At 59.5% G+C, this 24,093-nt stretch carries 21 protein-coding genes; 1 reads left to right on the forward strand and 20 read right to left on the reverse strand.

Features of this window, described 5'->3' with window-relative positions; all coding sequences use genetic code 11:
- Nucleotides 1-27 precede the first annotated feature (27 nt).
- From surE to ABIE16_RS05195, 5 genes are read right to left on the reverse strand one after another with little or no spacing between them, the layout of a single operon-like run.
- A complete protein-coding gene (gene surE, locus ABIE16_RS05175; RefSeq protein ID WP_057716156.1) occupies nucleotides 28-777 on the reverse strand; it encodes a 5'/3'-nucleotidase SurE in 750 nt (249 codons plus the stop codon).
- Complete coding sequence (gene truD, locus ABIE16_RS05180) at nucleotides 765-1,823, reverse strand: tRNA pseudouridine(13) synthase TruD (RefSeq protein ID WP_090453402.1); 1,059 nt, start codon at nucleotides 1,821-1,823, stop codon at nucleotides 765-767. The genes surE and truD overlap by 13 nt, the downstream gene beginning before the upstream one ends.
- The gene (gene ispF / locus ABIE16_RS05185; protein ID WP_007970721.1) at nucleotides 1,820-2,293 is read right to left on the reverse strand and encodes a 2-C-methyl-D-erythritol 2,4-cyclodiphosphate synthase; all 474 of its coding nucleotides are present in this window, start codon (nucleotides 2,291-2,293) and stop codon (nucleotides 1,820-1,822) included. The genes truD and ispF overlap by 4 nt, the downstream gene beginning before the upstream one ends.
- 43 nt (nucleotides 2,294-2,336) lie before the next feature.
- Entirely contained in the window at nucleotides 2,337-3,182 is an 846-nt protein-coding gene (fghA, locus tag ABIE16_RS05190; RefSeq protein ID WP_218495043.1) for an S-formylglutathione hydrolase, read from the reverse strand.
- Between the two features lie 8 nt (nucleotides 3,183-3,190).
- The gene (locus tag ABIE16_RS05195) at nucleotides 3,191-4,303 is read right to left on the reverse strand and encodes an S-(hydroxymethyl)glutathione dehydrogenase/class III alcohol dehydrogenase (protein ID WP_015093777.1); all 1,113 of its coding nucleotides are present in this window, start codon (nucleotides 4,301-4,303) and stop codon (nucleotides 3,191-3,193) included.
- A 107-nt stretch (nucleotides 4,304-4,410) separates the two neighbouring features.
- Between ABIE16_RS05195 and ABIE16_RS05200 the strand changes: the two genes are divergently transcribed.
- Nucleotides 4,411-5,307: a LysR substrate-binding domain-containing protein gene (locus ABIE16_RS05200; RefSeq protein ID WP_340316466.1), complete on the forward strand. Its 897-nt coding sequence runs from the start codon at nucleotides 4,411-4,413 to the stop codon at nucleotides 5,305-5,307.
- A gap of 156 nt (nucleotides 5,308-5,463) precedes the next feature.
- On the opposite strand, the gene ispD is transcribed toward ABIE16_RS05200, so the two are convergent.
- From ispD to bamA, 15 genes are all read right to left on the reverse strand, one after another.
- On the reverse strand, nucleotides 5,464-6,171 hold the full coding sequence (gene ispD / locus ABIE16_RS05205) for a 2-C-methyl-D-erythritol 4-phosphate cytidylyltransferase (protein WP_429520657.1): 708 nt from the start codon (nucleotides 6,169-6,171) through the stop codon (nucleotides 5,464-5,466).
- Complete coding sequence (gene ftsB / locus ABIE16_RS05210; RefSeq protein WP_007970710.1) at nucleotides 6,168-6,446, reverse strand: cell division protein FtsB; 279 nt, start codon at nucleotides 6,444-6,446, stop codon at nucleotides 6,168-6,170. The genes ispD and ftsB overlap by 4 nt, the downstream gene beginning before the upstream one ends.
- Nucleotides 6,447-6,615: 169 nt before the next feature.
- Nucleotides 6,616-7,905, reverse strand: coding sequence for a phosphopyruvate hydratase (gene eno / locus ABIE16_RS05215; protein ID WP_008019783.1), 1,290 nt, complete (start codon nucleotides 7,903-7,905; stop codon nucleotides 6,616-6,618).
- Between the two features lie 156 nt (nucleotides 7,906-8,061).
- Entirely contained in the window at nucleotides 8,062-8,907 is an 846-nt protein-coding gene (kdsA, locus tag ABIE16_RS05220) for a 3-deoxy-8-phosphooctulonate synthase (protein ID WP_015093773.1), read from the reverse strand.
- A 5-nt stretch (nucleotides 8,908-8,912) separates the two neighbouring features.
- A complete protein-coding gene (locus ABIE16_RS05225; protein ID WP_057716161.1) occupies nucleotides 8,913-10,544 on the reverse strand; it encodes a CTP synthase in 1,632 nt (543 codons plus the stop codon).
- A 274-nt stretch (nucleotides 10,545-10,818) separates the two neighbouring features.
- Entirely contained in the window at nucleotides 10,819-12,147 is a 1,329-nt protein-coding gene (gene tilS / locus ABIE16_RS05230; RefSeq protein ID WP_429520658.1) for a tRNA lysidine(34) synthetase TilS, read from the reverse strand.
- Nucleotides 12,148-12,280: 133 nt separating this feature from the next.
- A complete protein-coding gene (locus ABIE16_RS05235; protein ID WP_057716163.1) occupies nucleotides 12,281-13,228 on the reverse strand; it encodes an acetyl-CoA carboxylase carboxyltransferase subunit alpha in 948 nt (315 codons plus the stop codon).
- Between the two features lie 139 nt (nucleotides 13,229-13,367).
- Nucleotides 13,368-16,889, reverse strand: a complete 3,522-nt coding sequence (gene dnaE / locus ABIE16_RS05240; RefSeq protein ID WP_057716164.1) for a DNA polymerase III subunit alpha — start codon at nucleotides 16,887-16,889, stop codon at nucleotides 13,368-13,370.
- A gap of 77 nt (nucleotides 16,890-16,966) precedes the next feature.
- Complete coding sequence (rnhB, locus tag ABIE16_RS05245) at nucleotides 16,967-17,593, reverse strand: ribonuclease HII (protein WP_150812975.1); 627 nt, start codon at nucleotides 17,591-17,593, stop codon at nucleotides 16,967-16,969.
- A gap of 11 nt (nucleotides 17,594-17,604) precedes the next feature.
- Complete coding sequence (lpxB, locus tag ABIE16_RS05250) at nucleotides 17,605-18,735, reverse strand: lipid-A-disaccharide synthase (protein ID WP_429520659.1); 1,131 nt, start codon at nucleotides 18,733-18,735, stop codon at nucleotides 17,605-17,607.
- Between the two features lie 2 nt (nucleotides 18,736-18,737).
- Nucleotides 18,738-19,514: an acyl-ACP--UDP-N-acetylglucosamine O-acyltransferase gene (gene lpxA / locus ABIE16_RS05255; RefSeq protein ID WP_057716167.1), complete on the reverse strand. Its 777-nt coding sequence runs from the start codon at nucleotides 19,512-19,514 to the stop codon at nucleotides 18,738-18,740.
- Nucleotides 19,511-19,951, reverse strand: a complete 441-nt coding sequence (fabZ, locus tag ABIE16_RS05260) for a 3-hydroxyacyl-ACP dehydratase FabZ (RefSeq protein ID WP_007978374.1) — start codon at nucleotides 19,949-19,951, stop codon at nucleotides 19,511-19,513. Before fabZ ends, lpxA begins: the two co-directional genes overlap by 4 nt.
- Before the next feature lie 108 nt (nucleotides 19,952-20,059).
- Entirely contained in the window at nucleotides 20,060-21,115 is a 1,056-nt protein-coding gene (gene lpxD / locus ABIE16_RS05265; protein ID WP_090453388.1) for a UDP-3-O-(3-hydroxymyristoyl)glucosamine N-acyltransferase, read from the reverse strand.
- A 2-nt stretch (nucleotides 21,116-21,117) separates the two neighbouring features.
- Nucleotides 21,118-21,621, reverse strand: a complete 504-nt coding sequence (locus ABIE16_RS05270; protein WP_007990260.1) for an OmpH family outer membrane protein — start codon at nucleotides 21,619-21,621, stop codon at nucleotides 21,118-21,120.
- 45 nt (nucleotides 21,622-21,666) lie between these two features.
- Nucleotides 21,667-24,042 carry an outer membrane protein assembly factor BamA gene (gene bamA / locus ABIE16_RS05275; RefSeq protein WP_057716169.1) on the reverse strand — a complete coding sequence of 792 codons (2,376 nt, stop codon included), beginning with the start codon at nucleotides 24,040-24,042 and terminating at the stop codon, nucleotides 21,667-21,669.
- Nucleotides 24,043-24,093 lie beyond the last annotated feature (51 nt).

Raw genomic sequence — 24,093 nt, forward strand, 5'->3', positions numbered from 1 at the left:
GCAGCATATCGTCTTGTTCGCGACCCATCAGCGCAGCCCCTCCAGCCAGCCGTCCAGACTTCTGAAGGCATCATTGAAGGTGCGATCCAGTTGCAGCGGCGTGATCGAAACATAACCCTGCATCACTGCATGGAAATCGGTACCCGGACCACCGTCTTCGGCATCCCCGGCCGCCGCGATCCAGTAACCGGACTTGCCCCGCGGATCCACCACTTTCATCGGTGCCGCGGCTCGGGCGCGATGGCCCAGGCGGGTCAGCTGGATACCGCGGATGCGGTCCAGCGGCAAATTGGGAATGTTCACGTTCAGTACCGTACGCGGTGGCAGATCCAGGTCAGCATGGGCTTCAACCAGTTTGCGCGCGAAATGGGCAGCTGTGGGAAGGTTCTCTACCTGGCGTGAGACCAGCGAAAAGGCAAACGAGGGGTGATTCAGGAAACGCCCCTCGAGGGCCGCCGCCACCGTGCCGGAATACAGGACATCGTCCCCCAGGTTCGCACCCAGGTTTATTCCGGAAACCACCATGTCCGCTTCGCGCTCCAGCAGGCCGTTGAGGCCCAGGTGCACACAATCGGTCGGCGTGCCGTTGAGGCTGATAAAGCCGTTGGCCAGGGTTTGCGGGTGCAACGGACGGTCGAGCGTCAGCGAACTGCTGGCGCCGCTCTTGTCCTGGTCCGGGGCGATAACCACGCACTCGGTGTAATCCGCCAGCGCAGCATAAAGCGCGGCGAGACCGGGTGCTGTTACCCCATCGTCGTTAGAAATCAGAATACGCATGGGCTGTCCGTCTGCCCCACCGGCACCAGATCAACAAGCTCGCGCACCAATACGGTGGCGAAGCATCCGGCCGGCAGGACGAATTCCAGTTGCAGAATGTCAGGCTCGGGATAATGCCACGTCAACCCGCCAATGGGCAGCCGCAGGATGCGACGTTCGTGGCTCATACCGGCGTTAATCAACCAATCGCGAAGGTCTGCTTCGCGCGCAGCGATTGCCTGCTCCAGTTCATGGACAACGCCCGTGGCCGGCGAGTCACCTTCGCCCCACTGCGGGCCGGTCGGGTGCAGATCGAGAATCGCCAGGCGCGGGTCGCTGCACTCGGCTTCGCCTGCCGGGAAAAAGCTGCGGCTGTCGGTGAACGCCAGCAGATCGCCCACCTGGGCACGCTGCCAGGTGCCATCGGCAACTCGTGCGGCCAGCACCTGATTGAACAGAAAACTGCGCGCCGTGGAGAGCAGACGCGAGCGCACGTTGCGCTGCTCCGGCAAGGCCTTGCGCGCGGCCCAGGCGCGAGCATCGACGACGTTGCCGCCGTCATGGCCGAAACGCTGGGCGCCGAAATAATTGGGGATGCCTTGTTTGGCGATCAGTTGCAGACGTTCTTCAAGCGCAGCCTTGTCGCCAGCGAATTGCGTCAGGCGCAACGTAAAACCGTTGGCCGAGTGGGCACCGCGTTGCAGTTTGCGCTTGTGGCGGGCGGTCTTGAGGATCTTCAGCGTATCGTTTTCCGCAGCCGACAGATCAGGGTCGGCCTTGCCCGGCAATTGCACGCTGAACCACTGGCGAGTCAACGCCTGACGGTCCTTGAGCCCGGCATAACTGACGGTGCGCAATGGCACGCCGGCAGCCTTGGCAATCCGTCGCGCCGCTTCTTCAGTATTCAGACCACGCTTTTCCACCCAGATCCACAGGTGTTCGCCCTCGCCGCTGAGGGGAATGTCGAGGACTTCGTCGACCTGGAAATCTTCGGCGATCGCTTTCAGGACCGCCGTGCCGAGGGCCTCACCGTAAGCCCGCGGGCCGAGCAATTGCAGTTCGTTCATGCGCGCAGCAACAAGGCAACGGAGTGCACGGCAATGCCTTCTTCGCGACCGACAAAGCCGAGCTTTTCGGTGGTGGTAGCTTTCACGTTCACTTGATCCAACTCTACTTGAAGATCCGCGGCGATCAGCGCGCGCATCGATTCGATATGCGGGGCCATTTTCGGCGCCTGGGCGACGATGGTGTTATCGACGTTGCCGACTTTCCAGCCTTTGGCATGGACCAGTGCGACGACGTGACGCAACAGCGCACGGCTGTCGGCGCCCTTGAATTGCGGGTCGGTATCCGGGAAATGCTTGCCGATGTCGCCCAGCGCCGCGGCGCCGAGCAAGGCATCGCTCAAGGCGTGCAAGAGGACGTCACCGTCAGAGTGGGCGAGCAGCCCGAAGCTGTGTGCAATGCGCACACCGCCCAGAGTGATGAAATCGCCTTCAGCGAAACGGTGCACATCATAGCCGTGGCCAATACGCATAAAAAAACGCCCCGATTTTTGTCAGGGCGTGATTCTACCTGCATTAGCCAACCAGAGCATGCGCGTGATGCCGCAAGTGCTCATCGATGAAACTGGCAATGAAGAAATAGCTGTGGTCATAGCCCGGCTGCAGGCGCAACGTCAGCGGGTGACCGGCCAGTTTGGCCGCCTGCTGCAAGGCTTCCGGCTTGAGCTGGTTGGCGAGGAAGTCGTCGCGATCACCCTGGTCGACCAACAGCGGCAGCTGCTCATCGGCCTCGGCAATCAACGCGCAGGCATCCCATTCGCGCCATTTCGAACGGTCCTCTCCCAGATAGCGGGAAAAGGCTTTCTGCCCCCACGGGCAATCCATCGGGTTGTTGATTGGCGAGAACGCCGACACCGACAGATAGTGCCCCGGATTGCGCAAGGCGCAGACCAGCGCACCGTGGCCGCCCATGGAATGGCCACTGATACCGCGCCTGTCCGACGCCGGGAAATGGGCTTCGACCAATGTCGGCAATTCCTGCACGACATAGTCATGCATCCGATAGTGCCGCGACCACGGTTCCTGAGTGGCATTCAGGTAAAACCCGGCGCCGAGGCCAAAGTCCCAGGCGCCATCCGGATCGCCCGGCACTTCAGGACCGCGAGGGCTGGTGTCCGGTGCGACGATGATCAGACCGAGCTCCGCGGCCATGCGCATGGCGCCGGCCTTTTGCATGAAGTTCTCGTCGGTGCAGGTCAGGCCGGACAACCAGTACAACACCGGCAGCTTGCCGCCCTGCTCCGCTTGCGGTGGCAGGTAGACGGCGAACACCATGTCGCAGCCGAGCACTTCCGAGCGATGGCGATAGCGTTTGTGCCAGCCGCCGAAGCTTTTCTGGCAGGAGATGTTTTCCAGGCTCATGGCGGACCTCAGAAATGGATGACGGAGCGAATGCTTTTCCCTTCGTGCATAAGGTCAAACGCCTTGTTGATATCTTCCAGGCCCATGGTGTGGGTGATGAAGGTATCCAGCGGAATCTCACCGGTTTCGGCCATTTCCACATAGCTTGGCAACTCGGTACGGCCGCGCACGCCGCCGAACGCCGAACCGCGCCAGACGCGACCGGTGACCAGCTGGAACGGACGGGTCGAGATTTCCTGGCCGGCACCGGCAACGCCGATGATCACCGACTCGCCCCAACCCTTGTGGCAGCACTCCAGTGCGGCGCGCATCAGTTGCACGTTACCGATGCACTCGAAGGAAAAATCCACGCCGCCATCGGTCATGTCGACGATGACTTCCTGGATCGGACGATCGAAGTCTTTCGGGTTCACGCAATCGGTTGCACCCAGTTGCTTGGCGATCTCGAATTTGGCCGGGTTGATGTCGATGGCGATGATGCGGGCAGCCTTGGCTTTTACGGCGCCGATAACAGCCGACAGACCGATGCCGCCAAGACCGAAAATGGCGACCGTATCACCCGGTTTCACCTTGGCGGTGTTGAGCACTGCACCGATACCGGTAGTGACACCGCAGCCCAGCAGGCAGACTTTTTCCAGTGGTGCTTCCTTGGCGATTTTCGCAACGGAAATCTCCGGAAGCACGGTGTACTCGGAGAACGTGGAAGTGCCCATGTAGTGGAAAATCGTTTCGCCCTTGTAGGAAAAACGCGAAGTACCGTCGGGCATCAAGCCTTTGCCCTGGGTCGCGCGAATCGCCTGGCAGAGGTTGGTTTTTCCCGACAGGCAGAATTTGCACTGACGGCATTCCGGGGTGTACAGCGGGATCACATGATCACCGACTGCAACGGAGGTCACGCCCTCGCCGATCGCTTCCACGATCGCACCACCTTCATGGCCGAGGATCGACGGGAAGATGCCTTCCGGATCAGCGCCGGACAGTGTGTAGGCATCGGTATGGCAAACACCGGAGGCCACCACGCGCAGCAAGACTTCGCCGGCCTTGGGCATGGCGACATCGACTTCAACGATTTCGAGGGGCTTCTTGGCCTCGAAGGCAACGGCGGCGCGCGACTTGATCATGGTGATTCTCCAGTGAATTAAAACGAGACAACGAGTGTAATACATGGCTCAACGATGAATAATCGATGCAAATGCAAAATATTATTGCCACACAGGGATAATCATTGATGTCCGAAAATCGCTGGGAAGGGATCGACGAGTTTGTCGCCGTTGCCGAATGCAGCCAGTTCACCGCTGCCGCGCAACGCCTGGGGGTTTCTTCCTCCCATATCAGTCGACAAATCGTACGCCTCGAAGAGCGCCTGCAAACCCGCCTGCTCTACCGCAGCACCCGCCGGGTCACGCTGACCGAGGCCGGGCAAACCTTCCTGCAACATTGCCAGCGCTTGCAGGATGGCCGCGAAGAGGCGTTGCGCGCGGTGGGCGATTTGACCAGCGAACCCAAGGGCATGCTGCGCATGACCTGCGCCGTGGCTTACGGCGAGCGCTTCATCGTGCCGCTAGTGACCCGCTTCATGGGGCTGTATCCGCAACTGCGGATCGACATCGAACTGAGCAATCGCCAGCTTGACCTGGTGCACGAAGGCCTCGACCTGGCGATTCGCCTCGGGCGCTTGCAGGATTCACGGCTGGTCGCCACCCGCCTCGCGCCGCGACGCATGTTTCTCTGTGCATCACCCTCCTACATTGAACGCTACGGTCGCCCGCACAGCCTGTCGGAGCTGAGCCGCCACAACTGCCTCATCGGCAGTTCGGACCTGTGGCAGCTGGAACAGAACGGGAGGGAGTTTTCGCAAAGGGTGCAAGGAAACTGGCGCTGTAACAGTGGGCAAGCCGTACTGGATGCTGCGCTACAAGGCGTAGGGCTGTGTCAGTTGCCGGACTATTACGTGCTGGAACATTTGAATAGCGGCGCGTTGATTTCGTTACTGGAGGCGCATCAACCGCCGAACACGGCGGTTTGGGCGCTGTATCCGCAGCAGCGGCATCTGTCGCCGAAGGTGCGCAAGTTGGTGGATTTTTTAAAAGAGGGATTGGCTGAAAGGCCGGAATACCGAAGCTAGCTGGCGTGTCAGCAAGATATCGGTGACCGGACTACCGCTATCGCGAGCAAGCTCGCTCCCACAGTGGGCGGGGTCGAACACAAATCTTGTAAACGCCAGCAAACCCTGTGGGAGCGAGCTCGCTCGCGATTGGGGGCAGCACAAAACCAATGTCAATCAGTGACGATTGGCCCAACGCTGTCTCAACCATTCAAGGTCTTCTGGACGTGTGACCTTGAGGTTATCGGACCGCCCTTCGACCAGTCGCGGTGCCGAACCGGCCCACTCCATCGCCGAAGCTTCGTCAGTAACAACGGCATCGGCCACCAGGCTGTCAGCCAGTGCGCGATGCAGCGCCCCAAGGCGGAACATCTGCGGCGTGTAGGCCTGCCAGATCACACTGCGATCCACGGTTTCGACCACACGACCGTGCTTGTCGACCCGCTTGAGCGTATCCCGCGCCGGAACCGCCAGCAGCCCGCCGACAGGATCGTCAGCCAGCTCAGCCAACAGCTTGTCCAGGTCCTCACGGCTGAGGTTCGGCCGTGCGGCATCGTGAACCAGTACCCAATCCTCATCATCAGCGCCCTGCGCATGCAAGTGCAGCAAGGCGTTGAGCACCGACCCGGAACGTTCGGCGCCGCCCTCGACCCGGGCAATACGCGGATCACTGGCACACGCCAGGTTCGGCCAATAAGGATCGTCCACAGCAACACTGACCACCAAACCTTTCAGGCATGGATGATCAAGGAAACAGCCGAGGCTGTGTTCGAGAATAGTGCGCCCGCCCAGTTGCAGATACTGCTTGGGACGGTCCGCGGCCATACGGGCACCGACGCCCGCGGCAGGAATCACGGCCCAGAAGGCCGGTAACGAATTAATCATTGGGCCAACTGGTAAAGGGTTTCACCGTCCTTGACCATACCCAACTCATGACGAGCCCGTTCTTCGACGGTCTCCATGCCCTTTTTCAACTCACTGACCTCGGCGTCCATCACCCGGTTGCGTTCCAGCAATGCCTGGTTCTCAGCCTGCTGATCCGCAATCTGCTGAGTCAACTCGGCCACTTGCGCCAGACTGCCATTTCCCACCCACAGGCGGTACTGCAGGCCAGCCAGCAACAAAAGCAGGATGAGGAACAACCAATTGGGACTGCGCATCGAATATCAGGTATCCAGTGAAAAAAGACAGCCATGCCAAACGTGAAGCTTCTGATAGCACGAAGCCTGGAAGAACCAGGCTTGTGCATATAAGGCATCAGATTAGTGGCAAAAACGTCGCTGTAGCGATTTTTCCGACACAATCCGGTGTCTTTTTACCAGTTACCGCTTAACCGCGGAACTCGCCGCGACCGTTGTACTTGGCTTTGCCGTTCAACTGCTCTTCGATACGCAGCAGTTGGTTGTACTTGGAAACGCGATCGGAACGGCACAGGGAGCCGGTCTTGATCTGGCCAGCCGAAGTGCCCACGGCCAGGTCGGCAATGGTCGAGTCTTCGGTTTCGCCGGAGCGGTGCGAGATCACGGCAGTGTAACCGGCGGCCTTGGCCATCTGGATGGCTTCCAGGGTTTCGGTCAGGGTGCCGATCTGGTTGAACTTGATCAGGATCGAGTTGGCGATCTTCTTGTCGATGCCTTCTTTCAGGATCTTGGTGTTGGTCACGAACAGGTCGTCGCCTACCAGCTGAGTCTTCTCGCCGATCTTGTCGGTGAGAATCTTCCAGCCAGCCCAGTCGGACTCGTCCAGGCCATCTTCGATGGAGATGATCGGGTAACGCTCGGTCAGGCCTTTGAGGTAGTCAGCGAAACCTTCGGCGGTGAACACCTGGCCTTCGCCGGACAGGTTGTACTTGCCGTCTTCGTAGAATTCGCTGGCTGCGCAGTCCAGGGCCAGGGTCACGTCGGTGCCCAGCTTGTAACCGGCGTTGGCAACAGCTTCGGAGATCACTTTCAAAGCGTCTTCGTTGGAGGCCAGGTTCGGCGCGAAACCACCTTCGTCACCGACGGCAGTGCTCAGGCCACGGGCCTTCAGCACGGCTTTGAGGTGGTGGAAAATCTCGGTGCCCATGCGCAGACCTTCCGAGAAAGACTTGGCGCCAACCGGCTGAACCATGAATTCCTGGATGTCGACGTTGTTATCGGCGTGCTCGCCGCCGTTGATGATGTTCATCATCGGAACCGGCATCGAGTAGACACCCGGGGTGCCGTTCAGGTTGGCGATGTGAGCGTACAGCGGCAGGTCCTGGTCCTGTGCTGCTGCCTTGGCCGCGGCCAGGGAAACGGCGAGGATCGCGTTGGCGCCCAGGGAACCTTTGTTTTCAGTACCGTCGAGCTTGATCATTGCCAGATCGAGCGCTTTCTGGTCGCTTGGGTCCATGCCTTTCAACAGGTCGCGGATCGGACCGTTGATGTTGGCTACGGCCTTCAGAACGCCCTTGCCCAGGTAACGGCTCTTGTCGCCATCGCGCAGCTCGAGCGCTTCACGCGAGCCAGTGGAAGCACCGGACGGCGCGCAGGCACTGCCGATGATGCCGTTGTCGAGAAGCACGTCCGCTTCCACGGTGGGATTGCCACGGGAGTCGAGAACTTCACGACCTTTGATGTCGACGATTTTAGCCATTGTTGTAAACACTCCAAAGTTGACGAAAACGACGCAGCTGTAGGAAATCTTTGATCGTCGGCAAGTGAGGTGCAGCGGGCAGTCTTGCAGACGACAAGGCTCAGGCCCGAGGGCCTGAGCGTTAAATCGTGCGGTACTTTACCGGAGAATTGAGGATTACGCGGTTTCTACCGTCGGAAAACTCTTCACCAGTTCGTCCAAAGCTTTGAGCTGGGCCAGGAATGGCTCCAGTTTGTCCAGGCGCAAGGCGCAAGGACCGTCGCACTTGGCGTTGTCCGGATCCGGGTGGGCTTCCAGGAACAGGCCGGCCAGCGACTGGCTCATACCGGCTTTTGCCAGGTCGGTGACCTGGGCGCGACGACCGCCGGCGGAATCGGAGCGACCACCAGGCATTTGCAGCGCGTGGGTCACATCGAAGAATACCGGGTATTCGAACTGCTTCATGATGCCGAAGCCGAGCATGTCGACGACGAGGTTGTTGTAGCCGAAGCTCGAACCACGCTCGCAGAGGATCAACTGATCGTTACCCGCTTCCACGCACTTGTTCAGGATGTGCTTCATTTCCTGGGGGGCGAGGAACTGGGCTTTCTTGATGTTGATCACGGCGCCCGTTTTGGCCATCGCGACCACGAGGTCGGTCTGGCGCGACAGGAATGCCGGCAACTGGATGATGTCGCAGACTTCAGCGACGACCGCGGCCTGGTCAGGCTCGTGGACGTCGGTGATGATCGGCACGCCGAAGGCTTGCTTGATGTCCTGGAAGATGCGCATGCCTTCTTCCAGGCCAGGACCACGATAGGAGGTCACAGAAGACCGGTTGGCCTTGTCGAAACTGGCCTTGAACACGTAAGGGATACCGAGCTTTTCGGTGACCTTCACATACTCTTCGCAAACCTGCATGGCCATGTCACGGCTTTCCAGCACGTTCATGCCGCCGAACAGCACCATGGGCTTGTCGTTGGCAATCTCGATGTCGCCGACGCGGATGATCTTCTGTGCCATCGGGGTTACGCCTTCTTCTGGTGTTGAGCCAACGCGGCCTTGACGAAACCGCTGAACAGCGGGTGACCGTCGCGTGGCGTCGAGGTGAACTCAGGGTGGAACTGGCAAGCGACGAACCATGGGTGATCCGGAGCTTCAACCACTTCAACCAGTGCGCCATCACCGGAACGACCGGAGATTTTCAAACCGGCTTCCATGATTTGCGGCAGCAGGTTGTTGTTCACTTCGTAGCGATGACGATGACGCTCGACAATCACGTCTTTGCCGTAGCAACCGTGGACCAGGGAACCCGGCTCCAGCAGGCAATCCTGCGCGCCCAGGCGCATGGTGCCGCCCAGGTCGGAGGTTTCGGTACGGGTTTCGACGGCGCCGGTGGCATCTTCCCACTCGGTGATCAGGCCCACGACCGGGTGGCCGCTTGCACGATCGAACTCGGTGGAGTTGGCGTCTTTCCAGCCCATCACGTTACGTGCGAACTCGATAACGGCCACTTGCATGCCCAGGCAGATACCCAGGTACGGAACCTTGTTTTCGCGAGCGTATTGAACGGCAGTGATCTTGCCTTCGACACCACGCAGACCGAAGCCGCCCGGTACCAGGATGGCATCGACGCCTTCGAGCAGCGCGGTGCCCTGGTTCTCGATGTCTTCGGAATCGATGTAGCGCAGGTTGACCTTGGTACGGTTGCTGATGCCCGCGTGACTCATCGCTTCGATCAGCGACTTGTAGGCGTCCAGCAGCTCCATGTACTTGCCGACCATGGCGATGGTGACTTCGTGCTCAGGGTTGAGCTTGGCGTCGACCACGGCTTCCCACTCGGACAGATCGGCACCGCCGCATTGCAGGCCGAAACGCTCGACGACGAAATCGTCCAGGCCCTGGGAGTGCAGGATACCCGGGATCTTGTAGATGGTATCGGCGTCTTCCAGCGCGATTACCGCACGTTCTTCGACATTGGTGAACTGCGCGATCTTGCGACGCGACGACACATCGATCGGGTGGTCGGAGCGGCAGACCAGCACGTCTGGTTGCAGGCCGATGGAACGCAGTTCCTTCACCGAGTGCTGGGTAGGCTTGGTCTTGGTTTCGCCAGCAGTGGCGATGTACGGCACCAGTGTCAGGTGCATCAGCATCGCGCGCTTGGCGCCGACTTCGAAACGCAGTTGGCGGATCGCCTCGAGGAACGGTTGCGACTCGATGTCACCCACGGTGCCACCGATTTCGACCATTGCCACGTCAGCGTCGCCGGCACCCTTGATGATGCGGCGCTTGATTTCGTCGGTGATGTGCGGGATCACCTGGATGGTTGCACCCAGGTAGTCACCACGGCGCTCCTTGCGCAGGACGTGTTCGTAGACACGGCCCGTGGTGAAGTTGTTGTTCTGGGTCATGGTCGTGCGGATGAACCGCTCGTAGTGACCCAGGTCCAGGTCGGTCTCGGCGCCGTCGTGAGTGACGAACACTTCACCGTGCTGGAACGGGCTCATGGTGCCCGGGTCGACGTTGATGTACGGGTCCAGCTTCAGCATGGTGACCTTAAGTCCCCGCGCCTCCAGGATGGCCGCCAATGATGCCGATGCAATGCCTTTCCCCAATGAAGAAACAACACCGCCCGTGACGAATATGTAGCGCGTCATGAAAAACCCTAGAAGTCTGCGTTAAAGCGGTCCGAGCCGCCGGGGAAAGCGAAGGAAGGCCGAAGCCCCCGATCACCTGCATTAATCACAGTGCACCTTTCGAAAAAACCGCCGCGTTGGGACAGACCGGAAAATGAAACACCGGTTCGTTGCTCGCTACACATTTTTTGGAATCGCCCAGCAAAGACTGCTTGGTAATCGGCAACTCCTGCAATTCAGGCGAATCCACAGAAGTTGTATCAAGAAGGGAGCGTAGTCTACCGGAAAGCCCCTTTCAGCTCAAACCTTGATCTTCGTTCAGTGGCTGCCAATGCAAATGCCAGTCGCCGAGTGCACCACCATCGAGCCCCTTGAGGTTCGCTACCGCCAGCAGTTGCCCGTCTTTGTAGAGCAGCGGCAATCTGCCGCGTACGAAGGACGGTACAGCACTTTCATTGAGCAAACGTTTCAGGTCCCTATGGCCGCGGCCTGACAATGCCATGACCTCTCCCCCTTCACGATAGCGGATATGCAGCGGGCCATCGGGGATTTGCCCGGTCAGCGAAAGCACGCCGTTGCCCGGGATAGCCAGCGGTGAAGCCGGATCCAGCCACACCCCGGCGCCGGGCAGAGGCCTCAGCCAGTGGCCGGACAGCCACCAGATCCGCCCGCCCGCCCGATGCAGTTCGCCATCGGCCAGCCGCCACACCGGGCAGGCATCGCCGGTGGCATCGCGCAAATCCTCCCAACCCGACCAATGGTCAGTGTCCGGCAAGCGGGTCAGCGGTTCGAGCCAATGACTCAAGGCATTGCGCTGCCGGGCATCAGACAAATGCGCAAGCGGCGCCAGCTCAAGCGACCGCAAGCCCAGCCAGGCAAACTCACTGGCAGAGCTGGCCTCACGCAAATCCATGTCCGCCAGTTCTTCGAGCAGTCCTTGCGCCTCATTCAAATGCGTCGCGCTGCGGGCCATGGTCGCCACCGCTTGCGGCCAGCGCTGGATCAGCACCGGCAAGACTTGATGCCTAAGGTAATTGCGCGAGTACTGCAGATCCTGGTTCGAGGGATCTTCGATCCAGCTCAAGTCATGCGCACTGGCATAAGCCTCCAACTCAGCCCGCGTGACATCAAGCATTGGCCGCAGCAAATGCCCCTTGCCCAAAGGGCGCTGACGCGGCATCCCGGACAATCCGCGCACGCCCGCTCCGCGCAACAAGCGAAACAGCAGCGTTTCCGCCTGATCGTCGCGGTGCTGGGCCGTCAGCAGCACTTCGTTGGCCTGAAGGGCTTCAGTGAAGGCGTGATACCGCGCATCCCGGGCTGCACGTTCAAGGCTGGCACCCGGTTGCACCTGCACGCGAACCACTTGCAGCGGCACGCCCAGCGCAGCGCACACGGCACGACAATGTTCCGGCCACGTATCGGCTACGGCTTGAAGGCCGTGATGAACATGGATGGCGTTGAGCGCCGGCAGGGATTCGGTTTTGGAGAGTGTTGCCAGAAGGTGCAGCAGGACAGTGGAGTCGAGGCCGCCGGAGAAGGCGATGCGCCAGGTCGCAGCATTGCGCCACGAGGCAAGATTCAACAAGAGTCTGGCGGGCAGATCAATATTGGACCGACTCATATCCATCACCTTGCACAAATCAAATGTGGGAGCGGGCTTGCTCGCGAAGGCGGATCAACATTCAACGCACCCGTTGACTGTTATACCGCTTTCGCGAGCAAGCTCGCTCCCACATGGGCACTGCGTGTACGGCTTAGAGACCGTAGCTCATCAGTCGATCGTAGCGGCGCTTGAGCAGCGCGTCGTTATCGAACTTCTTCAGCATCGCCAGTTGCGAGCTCAGCTCGGCGCGGATCGATGCGGCTGCAGCGGCCGGATCGCGGTGCGCGCCGCCCAGTGGCTCGCCAATCACCTTGTCCACGATGCCCAGGCCTTTGAGGCGCTCGGCGGTGATGCCCATCGCCTCTGCGGCATCCGGTGCCTTCTCGGAGGTTTTCCACAGAATCGAAGCGCAACCTTCCGGCGAAATCACCGCGTAGGTGGAGTATTGCAGCATGTTCAACTGGTCGCAGACACCGATCGCCAGTGCACCACCGGAACCACCCTCACCGATCACGGTGGCGATGATTGGGGTTTTCAGGCGGGCCATGACACGCAGGTTCCAGGCAATCGCTTCGCTCTGGTTGCGCTCTTCAGCGTCGATGCCAGGGTAGGCGCCCGGAGTGTCGATGAAGGTCAGGATCGGCATTTTGAAACGTTCGGCCATTTCCATCAGGCGGCAAGCCTTGCGGTAGCCTTCCGGACGCGGCATGCCGAAATTGCGGCGAACTTTCTCGCGCACTTCACGGCCTTTCTGGTGGCCGATGATCATCACCGGCTTGTCGTCCAAACGGGCAATACCGCCAACAATGGCAGCGTCGTCCGAGAAGTGACGGTCACCGTGCAGTTCGTCGAACTCGGTGAAGATGTGTTCGATGTAGTCCAGGGTATACGGACGTTTCGGGTGACGCGCCAGACGTGCGATCTGCCAGCTGGTCAGCTTGCCGAAGATGTCTTCGGTCAGCGTTTTGCTCTTGTCCTGCAGGCGGGAGATCTCATCGCCGATATTCAGCGAATTGTCATTACCGACCAAGCGCAACTCTTCGATCTTGGCTTGCAGGTCGGCGATCGGCTGTTCGAAATCTAGAAAATTCGGGTTCATAGGCGTCCGTCTTGGGTCGAGTCCCAAGGGTTCTTGGGCCGGCCGGTTGTCTATTCGCGCCCTACCTTAAGGGACAGGCGCGTTGAGGTCGAGATTAAAAATTCAGGTCAAGGTCAGGGCAATCTGATAGCACTGACCGTCAACGGTATTGGAGGAAGACGTTGTCTCGCCCGAACTGGTCACGCAGGGCTTGAATCAACGCATCCGCCGGATCGATTCGCCAGCCTTCGCCGAACTGCAACAAGGCCTTCGCATCGGGGCTGGTGTAGTCCAAGGTGATCGGGCACGCGCCGCGGTGACGCTTCAACAGTTCACCCAGCCAGCGTAGCTGATCGCCCTTGAGGTCCTTGGTATGCAACTTCAGGCGCAAGCTTTCGGCCAGATTGGTGCGCGCATCCTCCATGCTCATCACCCGCTTGACCCGCAATTTCAGGCCACCGGAGAAGTCGTCGTTGCTGACCTCGCCTTCGACCACCACCATCGCGTCGGTCTGCAACAGCGATTGCGCGGAATGGAACGCCTCGGAAAACAGCGAGGCCTCGATCCGTCCGGAGCGGTCGTCGAGGGTGATGAACCCCATCTTGTCGCCCTTTTTGTTCTTCATCACCCGCAAGGCGATGATCATCCCGGCAACGGTCTGGGTATCACGCGCCGGTTTCAGGTCGATGATGCGCTGGCGGGCGAAGCGACGGATTTCACCTTCGTATTCGTCGATCGGGTGACCGGTCAGGTACAGGCCGAGGGTATCTTTCTCCCCCTTCAGGCGCTCCTTGAGGGTCAGCTCCTTGGCCTTGCGGTGATTGGCGTAGACGTCGGCGTCTTCTTCGACAAACAGACCGCCAAACAGGTCGGAGTGACCGCTGTCCTGGGTGCGCGCGGTCTGTTCGGCCGCCTTGATCGCCTCTTCCATGGCCGTCAGCAGCACCGCGCGATTGCGGTCGATGTTGGCCTGGTAGGCTTTCTGCTCGTCGTGGAAATACGGCCCGAGGCGATCCAGGGCGCCGCTGCGGATCAATCCGTCGAGGGTGCGCTTGTTGATGCGCTTGAGGTCGACCCGTGCGCAGAAATCGAACAGATCCTTGAACGGACCGGCCAGACGCGCTTCGGTGATCGCCTCGACCGGGCCTTCACCCACGCCCTTGATGGCGCCCAGGCCGTAAATGATCCGGCCTTCGTCGTTCACCGTGAACTTGAATTCGGAGGTGTTCACGTCCGGCGCGTCGAGACGCAGCTTCATCGTCCGCACTTCTTCGATCAAGGTCACGACCTTGTCGGTGTTGTGCATATCCGCCGAGAGTACCGCGGCCATGAACGGCGCCGGGTAGTGCGCCTTCAGCCATGCGGTCTGGTAAGACACCAGGCCATAGGCGGCGGAGTGGGATTTGTTGAAACCGTAACCGGCGAACTTTTCCACCAGGTCGAAGATGTTACCGGCGAGGTCCGCGTCGATGTTGTTGGTGGCGCAACCTTCAATGAAGCCACCGCGCTGCTTGGCCATTTCCTCGGGTTTTTTCTTACCCATGGCTCGACGCAGCATGTCCGCACCACCGAGGGTGTAACCGGCCATGACCTGGGCAATCTGCATCACCTGTTCCTGGTACAGGATGATGCCGTAAGTCGGTGCCAGTACCGGCTTGAGGCCTTCGTACTGGTAGTCCGAGTGCGGATACGCCAGCTCGGCGCGACCGTGCTTACGGTTGATGAAGTCGTCCACCATGCCTGATTGCAGCGGGCCCGGACGGAACAGTGCCACCAGTGCGATCAAGTCTTCCAGGCAGTCGGGCTTGAGCTTTTTGATCAGCTCCTTCATGCCCCGGGATTCAAGCTGGAACACCGCCGTGGTTTCGGCTTTTTGCAGCAAGGTGTAGGTCGGTTTGTCATCCAGCGGGATGAACGCGATATCCAGCGGCGGTTCGTTGACCTTGGCACGGTCGCGGTTGATGGTTTTCAGCGCCCAGTCGATGATCGTCAGGGTCCGCAGGCCGAGGAAGTCGAACTTCACCAGGCCGGCCGCCTCGACGTCATCCTTGTCGAACTGGGTTACCAGGCCATCACCGGCTTCGTCGCAATAGATCGGCGAGAAATCGGTCAGCTTGGTCGGGGCGATTACCACACCACCGGCGTGCTTGCCGACGTTACGCACAACGCCTTCGAGCTTGCGGGCCATCTCCCAGATTTCCGCGGCCTCTTCATCGACCTTGATGAAATCGCGCAGGATCTCTTCCTGCTCATAGGCCTTTTCCAGGGTCATGCCGACTTCGAACGGAATCATCTTCGACAGACGATCCGCCAGGCCATAGGACTTGCCCTGCACCCGCGCCACGTCGCGGACCACGGCCTTTGCCGCCATGGAACCGAAGGTGATGATCTGGCTCACGGCATTGCGGCCGTACTTCTCGGCTACGTAGTCGATTACCCGGTCGCGACCGTCCATGCAGAAGTCGACGTCGAAGTCGGGCATCGACACCCGTTCCGGGTTGAGGAATCGTTCGAACAGCAGGTCATATTCCAGCGGGTCGAGGTCGGTGATCTTCTGTACGTAGGCCACCAGCGACCCGGCACCCGATCCACGGCCAGGACCCACCGGTACGCCGTTGTTCTTGGCCCACTGGATAAAGTCCATCACGATCAGGAAGTAACCGGGGAACCCCATCTGGATGATGATATCCAGCTCGAAATTCAGCCGGTCGACATAGACCTGGCGCTTGGCCTCGTAGTCTTCGGTGGTGTCCTTGGGCAGCAGAACGGCAAGGCGCTCTTCCAGGCCGTCGAAGGACACCTTGCGGAAGTATTCGTCGATGGTCATGCCATCAGGGATCGGGAAGTTGGGCAGGAAGTGCGTGCCCAGCTTCACTTCAATGTTGCAGCGCTTGGCGATCTCGACGGTGTTTTCCAGCGCTTCGGGAATGTCGCTGAACAGCTCGGCCATTTCCTCGGCGCTTTTGAGATACTGCTGATCGCTGTAATTCTTCGAGCGCCGCGGATCGTCGAGGGCGCGGCCCTCACCGATGCAAACGCGGGTTTCGTGGGCAGCGAAGTCTTCCTGCTTGATGAAGCGCACGTCGTTGGTCGCCACCAGCGGCGCACCGAGCTTCTCGGCCAGGGCCACGGCACCGTGCAGTTGTTCTTCATCGTTGGGGCGGTTGGTGCGCTGGATTTCCAGATAGAAACGATCCGGAAACACGTCCATCCATTCGCGGGCCAGGGTTTCGGCCTCGGCGGGGTTGCCGCTGAGCATGGCCTGGCCGATCTCGCCTTCTTTGGCTGCCGACAGCATGATCAAGCCCGAGTTGGCTTCAGCAACCCATTCGCGCTCGATGATGATCGCGCCGTTGCGCTGACCATCGATAAAGCCGCGGGAAATCAGTTCGGTGAGGTTGCGATAGCCTTCGGCGTTCATCACCAGCAGGCTGATCCGGCTCAGGGGGTTGTCCGGATCCTTGTTCGACAGCCACAGGTCGGCGCCGCAGATCGGCTTGATCCCGGCACCCATGGCGTTTTTATAGAATTTGACCAGGGAACACATGTTGTTCTGGTCGGTGACCGCCACGGCAGGCATGTTCATGCCCACCAGGGTCTTGACCAGCGGTTTGATCCGCACCAGACCGTCGACCAGAGAGTATTCAGTGTGCAGGCGTAGGTGAACGAATGAAGCCGGCATAGTGATCCTGTCTATAAACATGAAGACAACAAGGCCCGGATTGTACCGGGCCTTGGTAAAAAAAATCAGCCTTGCGACTAACTCTCTACGGCGCTCTCTAGCGCCTCATACGCCAGCCGCACCGGGGCAAACGAACGCCGGTGAATCGGGGTCGGCCCAAGCCGTGCCAGCGCTTCCAGATGAACAGGCGTCGGGTAGCCTTTGTGCCCGCCGATGCCGTAACCCGGGTAGATCAATTCGAACGCGGCCATTTCACGATCACGGCTGACCTTGGCCAGAATCGATGCGGCGGCGATGGCTGGAACCTTGCTATCGCCCTTGACCACGGCTTCGGAGCGCATCGGCAGTTTCGGGCAACGATTGCCGTCGATCATCGCCAGCTTCGGCTGAACGTGCAGCCCGGCGACCGCGCGCTGCATGGCCAACATGGTGGCGTGCAGGATATTCAGTTCGTCGATTTCTTCGACTTCGGCGCGAGCGATGCACCAGCTCAGGGCTTTTTCGCAGATTTCGTCGTAGAGCTTTTCGCGACGGGCTTCGGTGAGTTTCTTCGAGTCATTCAGGCCGAGGATCGGGCGGTTCGGATCGAGGATCACCGCCGCTGTCACCACCGCACCACAGAGCGGGCCGCGACCCACCTCATCGACACCGGCAACCAACTCTTCGATTTCAGCGACCAAGGTGAAATCCAGCCCCATCTGCATATTCGTTTTACTCATTTTACTTGGCCGATCAGGTTCAGCACTGCGTCCGCAGCCTGGTTGGAGGCATCCAGACGCAGGGTCCGGTGAATCTCGTCAAAACCGCGGGTCTGCTCTTCCCCATCCTCGATCAGTGGCGACAAGGTCTGGGCCAGCGCTTCGACCGTGGCATCGTCCTGCAACAGCTCGGGCACCAACAGACGTTGGGCCAACAGGTTCGGCAACGAAATGTAGGGGCTTTTCACCATGCGCTTGAGAATCCAGAACGTCAGCGGCGCCAGGCGATAGGCGACCACCATCGGTCGCTTGTACAGCAACGCTTCAAGCGTCGCGGTACCGGAGGCGATCAACACCGCATCACACGCTGCCAGGGCCAGATGAGATTTCCCGTCGAGCAGGGTCAGCGGCAGATCGCGACCGGCCAACAGTTCTTCGAGCTGTGCGCGACGTTGCGCACTGGCGCACGGCATGACAAACCGCACCCCCGGGCGCAACGCCCGCAGGCGCTGCGCCGTATCGAGAAACAATGAACCGAGCCGGCCAACTTCACCGCCACGGCTGCCTGGCATCAACGCCACCAGCGGCCCGTCAGGCAAACCGAGTTCGGCCCGCGCAGCAGCGCGATCGGCCTGCAGTGGAATGGCATCGGCCAGGGTATGGCCGACGAAACGCACCGGCACGCCTTTCTCTTCGTAGAATCTGGCTTCGAACGGGAACAGCGTGAGCATCAGGTCGCAGCCTTCGCGAATCTTCAGCACGCGTTTCTGCCGCCAGGCCCAAACCGACGGGCTGACGTAATGCACCGTCTTGATCCCGGCCTGGCGCAGCTTGAGTTCGATATTGAGGTTGAAGTCCGGCGCGTCGATACCGATGAATACATCGGGTTTCGCGTCGATCAGGTCGGCGACCAGCTTCTTGCGCCGAGCCAGCAACTCGCGCAATCGGCCCAGCACTTCCACCAGGCCCATGACGGACAGACGCTCCATCGGAAAATACGAGGTCAGGCCTTCAGCCTGCATCAACGGACCACCGACACCGATGAACTCGACCGCCGGGTGGCGAGCCTTGAGCGCGCGCATGAGACCCGCACCCAGAATGTCACCGGAAGCCTCACCTGCTACCAGCGCAATACGCAGATTGGCCATGGTTAGCGGGTGATGCCGCGGGTCGAAGACTGGATGGAGTCACGGAACACCGCTACTTCCGGGAACTGCGCAGAAGGCTCCGCCAGTTCGGCGAGCGCCTGCTCCACGGTCAGGCCCTGGCGGTACACCACCTTGTAGGCACGACGCAGCGCGTGGATCGCATCTTCGCTGAAGCCCCGACGGCGCATGCCCTCGAAGTTCATGCTCCGGGCTTCGGCAGGGTTGCCGAACACCGTGACATACGCAGGAACATCCTTGCCGATCGCCGTACCCATACCTGAAAAGCTGTGGGCGCCAATGTGGCAATACTGGTGAACCAGGGTAAAACCGGAAAGGATCGCCCAGTCTTCCACATGCACATGGCCCGCCAGTGCGGTGTTGTTCACCAGGATGCAATGGTTGCCGATAACGCTGTCGTGGCCTATGTGGGCATAGGCCATGATCAGGTTGTGGTCGCCCAGGGTCGTTTCCGAGCGGTCCTGGATGGTGCCACGATGAATCGTCACGCCTTCACGGATGACGTTATGGTCACCGATCACCAGGCGGGTTTCCTCGCCCTTGTACTTCAGGTCGGGTGTGTCTTCGCCCACCGAGGAAAACTGGTAGATGCGATTGTGCTTACCGATTCGGGTCGGGCCCTTGAGAATCACGTGCGGCCCGATGACTGTCCCCTCGCCGATTTCCACACCTGCGCCGACGATCGACCACGGGCCGACCTCGACGCCGTCAGCCAGAACGGCTGTCGGATCGATGATTGCACGAGGGTCAATCAAACTCATAGCTTGCGTTCCGCACAGATGATTTCAGCCGAGCAGACAGGCTTGCCATCGACCGAAGCCTGGCACTCGAACTTCCAGATCTGACGCTTGCAGCTGATGAACTTGGCCTCAAGGATCAGCTGATCGCCCGGCAAAACCGGCTGGCGGAAGCGCAGCTTGTCGGACCCGACGAAGTAATAGAGCGTGCCGTCAGCCGGTTTCACGTCAAGCATTTTGAAACCAAGGATCCCGGCAGCCTGAGCCATTGCCTCGATGATCAGTACGCCCGGCATGATTGGATGCGCAGGGAAGTGACCATTGAAGAACGGTTCGTTGATGCTGACATTCTTGTAGGCGCGAATGCGCTTGCCTTCAACATCCAGCTCCACTACCCGGTCCACCAGCAGGAACGGGTAACGGTGAGGCAGGTATTCGCGAATCTCGTTGATGTCCATCATTTCGGGGGGAAGCCTATGTAAAGATTGGGAGCGCGCGACTGACACACGCCCCTCTAGCAAATCAAGCAGGCCGTCTAACGGCTGTGCACACTTGATATGGAAATGGTATCAGCCATCTGATGAAGCATTACCGTCAGGGGTCACTTCCCCTACACGCTTTTCCAGTTGTCGCAGGCGCCGCGCGATGTCATCGAGCTGACGGATGCGAGCCGCGCTTTTGCGCCATTCGGCTGCTGGCTGCATTGCCGTACCGGAAGAATAGGAACCCTTTTCGGTAATCGAGTGGGTCACCATGGTCATCCCGGTGATGAAAACGTTGTCGCAAATTTCGATATGCCCCACCAGCCCTACACCGCCAGCGAGCATGCAATGCTTGCCGATTTTGGTGCTGCCGGAGATCCCGACGCAGGCGGCCATGGCGGTGTGATCACCGACCTGAACGTTGTGGGCGATCTGGATCTGGTTGTCGAGCTTCACACCATTACCGAGAACGGTATCGGCCAATGCGCCGCGGTCGATAGCGGTATTCACGCCAATCTCCACATCGTCACCGACCAACACACCACCGATCTGGGCGATTTTCTGCCAGACACCTTTCTCATTGGCGAAACCGAAACCTTCGCCGCCGAGCACGGCACCTGACTGAATGACCACACGCTTGCCGATACGCACGTCGTGGTACAGCGTGACCCTCGGGGCCAGCCAGCCGCCTTCGCCAATTTCGCAACGGGCACCGATGAAGCAATGCGCACCGATGGTCACACCCGCAGCAATACGTGCCGCGCTTTCGATCACCGCAAAGGCACCAATACTCGCAGCCGGGTCAACCACCGCGTCCTCGGCCACAACGGCTGTCGGGTGAATGCCGGCAGCCGCTTTCGGCTTTGGATCGAACAGGTGGGAAACGCGCGCGTAGGCCAGATACGGATCAGGCACCATCAGCGCATTACCGGCAAAACCTTCAGCATCAGCAGCCTTCAGTAACAGAGCTGCGGCCTGGCTATCTGCCAGGTACTTACGGTATTGAGGGTTTGCGAGAAAGCTCAACTGAGCTGGGCCAGCCTCTTGCAAAGTGGCTAGCCCAGTAATTTCTTTCTCCGGGTCACCACGTAGCGTGGCGCCGAGGAACTCGGCCAATTGGCCGAGCTTTATAGTCGCTGTCATAGTTACTTCAGCTGATTCATGCGCTCGATAACCTGGCGAGTGATGTCGTACTGAGGCTTGACATCAATCACTGCGCCACGCTCGAAGACCAGGTCAAAAGCACCTTTCTTGATGACTTCTTCCACAGCGCTGTCCAGTTTCGGCTTGAGCTGCTTCAGCATTTCACGGTCGGCAACGGCTTTGGCTTCGTTCAGTTCCTTGGACTGGAACTGGAAGTCACGGGCCTTTTGCTTGAATTCAAGCTCCAGACGCTCGCGCTCGCCCTGCTGCATTTTGTCGCCACCGGCCATCAGACGGTCCTGAATGCCCTTGGCGCTGCTTTCCAGCGTCTTGAGCTTGGTCAGCTGAGGACCGAACTTCTTCTCGGCATCCACGGCGTATTTCTTGGCCGCATCGGACTCCAGCAGAGCCATCTGATAGTTCAGAACAGCAATTTTCATGTCGGCGAACGCCGGACCAGCGACCAGTACGCTGGCCAGGAGAACCAATTGAGTCAACTTACGCACGATGCACCCCTACAAAATTCATTGTCGTTATCTTGGGTCAGACGCTTAGAACGTCTGGCCGAGAGAGAATTGGAACACTTGAGTTTCAGCGTCATCCGGTTTCTTGACTGGCATGGCCAAGGCGAAACTCAGAGGACCCAGTGCGGTGACCCAGGTCACACCCACACCGACGGAACTGGCCATGTTGCTCAGACTGATATCGTTGCACTTGGTGTTGGACTTCGAGCCATCCGCGTTTGTGGTATCCGAGCAAGATGAATCGAACACGTTACCCACATCCCAGAATACCGAGGTCCGCAGGGAGCGTTGATCCTTGATGAACGGCAGCGGGAACAGAACCTCCACACCACCCTGGATCAGGACGTTACCACCGAACGGCAGCGGATCCTGGTCCGGGTCGACCGCTGTACCAGGGTTCTTGCCGGTACTTGGTGTACTGCGAGGCCCCAGGGTGCTGTCCTTGAAGCCACGAACCGAGTTGAAACCACCAGCATAGTAGTTTTCATAGAATGGCAAGCCATCCGTCGACCCGTAGCCATCGCCATAACCCAGCTCGGTGTGCAGGCGCATGGTGTAGTTCTCGCTCAATGGCTGGAACAACTGGCCACGGTAGTCGAGCTTGAAGAACGACAGGTCGCTGCCTGGAATCGTGGATTCCAGCACCAGGCTCTGGGAATGACCACGGGTAGCGAGCACACCCTTGTTCAGGGTGGACTCGGACCAACCGGCCGAAGCCTTGAAGTTCAGGTACTTGTCGCCTTCCTTGTTAACGAAGTCGAAGATCTCGTCAACGGTGTACACACCTGTCTTGATCTCGTCCTGCTGAGCCGTCAGGCCAAAGGTCAGACGCGAAGTCTCGCTGATCGGGTAGCCAACGCTCACGCCTGCACCCAGGCTGTCTACGGCGTAGCTGGCGATGTCAGTATCGAGCTCGTCATAGTCAGTCGTGCGGTAGAACGCGTTGTAACCCAGGCTCACGCCATCGGCGGTCCAGTAGGGGTCGACAAAGCCGAAGTTATAGCGGGTCTGGTATTCGCTTTTGGTCAAGCCGACGCTGACCTTGTTACCGGTACCCAGGAAGTTGTTCTGGGTGATCGAACCACCGAGGATCAGACCGGCGCTCTGGGCGAAACCGACGCTGGCGGTAATCGAACCGGAGGCTTGTTCTTCAACGCTGTAGTTGACGTCCACCTGGTCATCGACACCCGGCACGGCCGGAGTCTCAACGTTGACTTCCTTGAAGAAGCCCAGACGTTCAAGACGGGTCTTGGATTGGTCGATCAGGTAAGTGGAAGCCCAGCCGCCTTCCATCTGACGCATTTCACGACGCAGCACTTCGTCTTCGGACTTGGTGTTGCCACGGAAGTTGATGCGGTTCACGTAGGCACGCTTGCCCGGATCGACCGCGAACAGGATGTCTACGGTGTGATCTTCGTCGTGCGGTTGAGGCACACCGTTGACGTTGGCGAAGGTGTAACCCTCGTTACCCAGGCGACGGGTGATCAGTTCGGAGGTGGTGGTCATCAGCTTGCGCGAGAACACCTGGCCTTTTTGCACCAGCAACAGGGACTTGATCTGGTCTTCAGGGACTTTCAGGTCACCGCTGAGCTTGACGTCACGAACGGTGTACTTCTCGCCTTCGTTGACGTTGACGGTGATGTAGACGTGCTTCTTGTCTGGCGTAATGGAGACCTGAGTCGAAGCGATATCCATGTTGATGTAGCCACGGTCCAGATAGTAGGAACGCAGGCGTTCCAGGTCACCGGACAGCTTTTCACGGGCGTACTTGTCGTCGTTCTTGAAGAACGACAACCAGTTGGTGGTCTTGAGTTCGAACAGGTCGATCAGGTCTTCGTCAGGGAAGACCGTGTTGCCGACCACGTTGATGTGCTGGATAGCCGCAACGGTGCCTTCGTTGATGTTGACCTTCAGGCCGACGCGGTTACGCGGCTGCGGCACCACTTCGGTGTCGACGGTAGCCGAGTAGCGACCCTGGGCGACGTACTGACGCTGCAGCTCGTTACGCACACCTTCGAGGGTGGCACGCTGGAAGATCTCGCCTTCGGCCAGACCGGATTGCTTGAGGCCTTTCATCAGGTCTTCGGTAGAGATCGCCTTGTTGCCTTCGATCTCGATACTGGCGACCGACGGGCGCTCGACTACCGTGATGACCAGGACGTTGCCATCGCGGCCCAGCTGGATATCTTGAAAGAAACCGGTTTTGAACAACGCACGAGTGGATTCCACCAGGCGACGATCATCCGCCTGTTCACCGACGTTCAACGGCAAAGCACCAAAGACGCTACCCGCGGAGACCCGCTGGAGGCCATTGACGCGAATATCAGAGATAGTGAAGGACTCGGCGTGAACTTCGGCGATCATCAATACGGTGAGAACCGCAGTTAGCAGCAGACGTTTCATGAAGTCCTTTCTTATTCCAACTGGCAATAAACAAACTGCCGCAAAATGCGG

Origin of the sequence: Pseudomonas sp. 2725 (assembly GCF_050434585.1) — a bacterium.
GTDB lineage: Bacteria > Pseudomonadota > Gammaproteobacteria > Pseudomonadales > Pseudomonadaceae > Aquipseudomonas > Aquipseudomonas jessenii.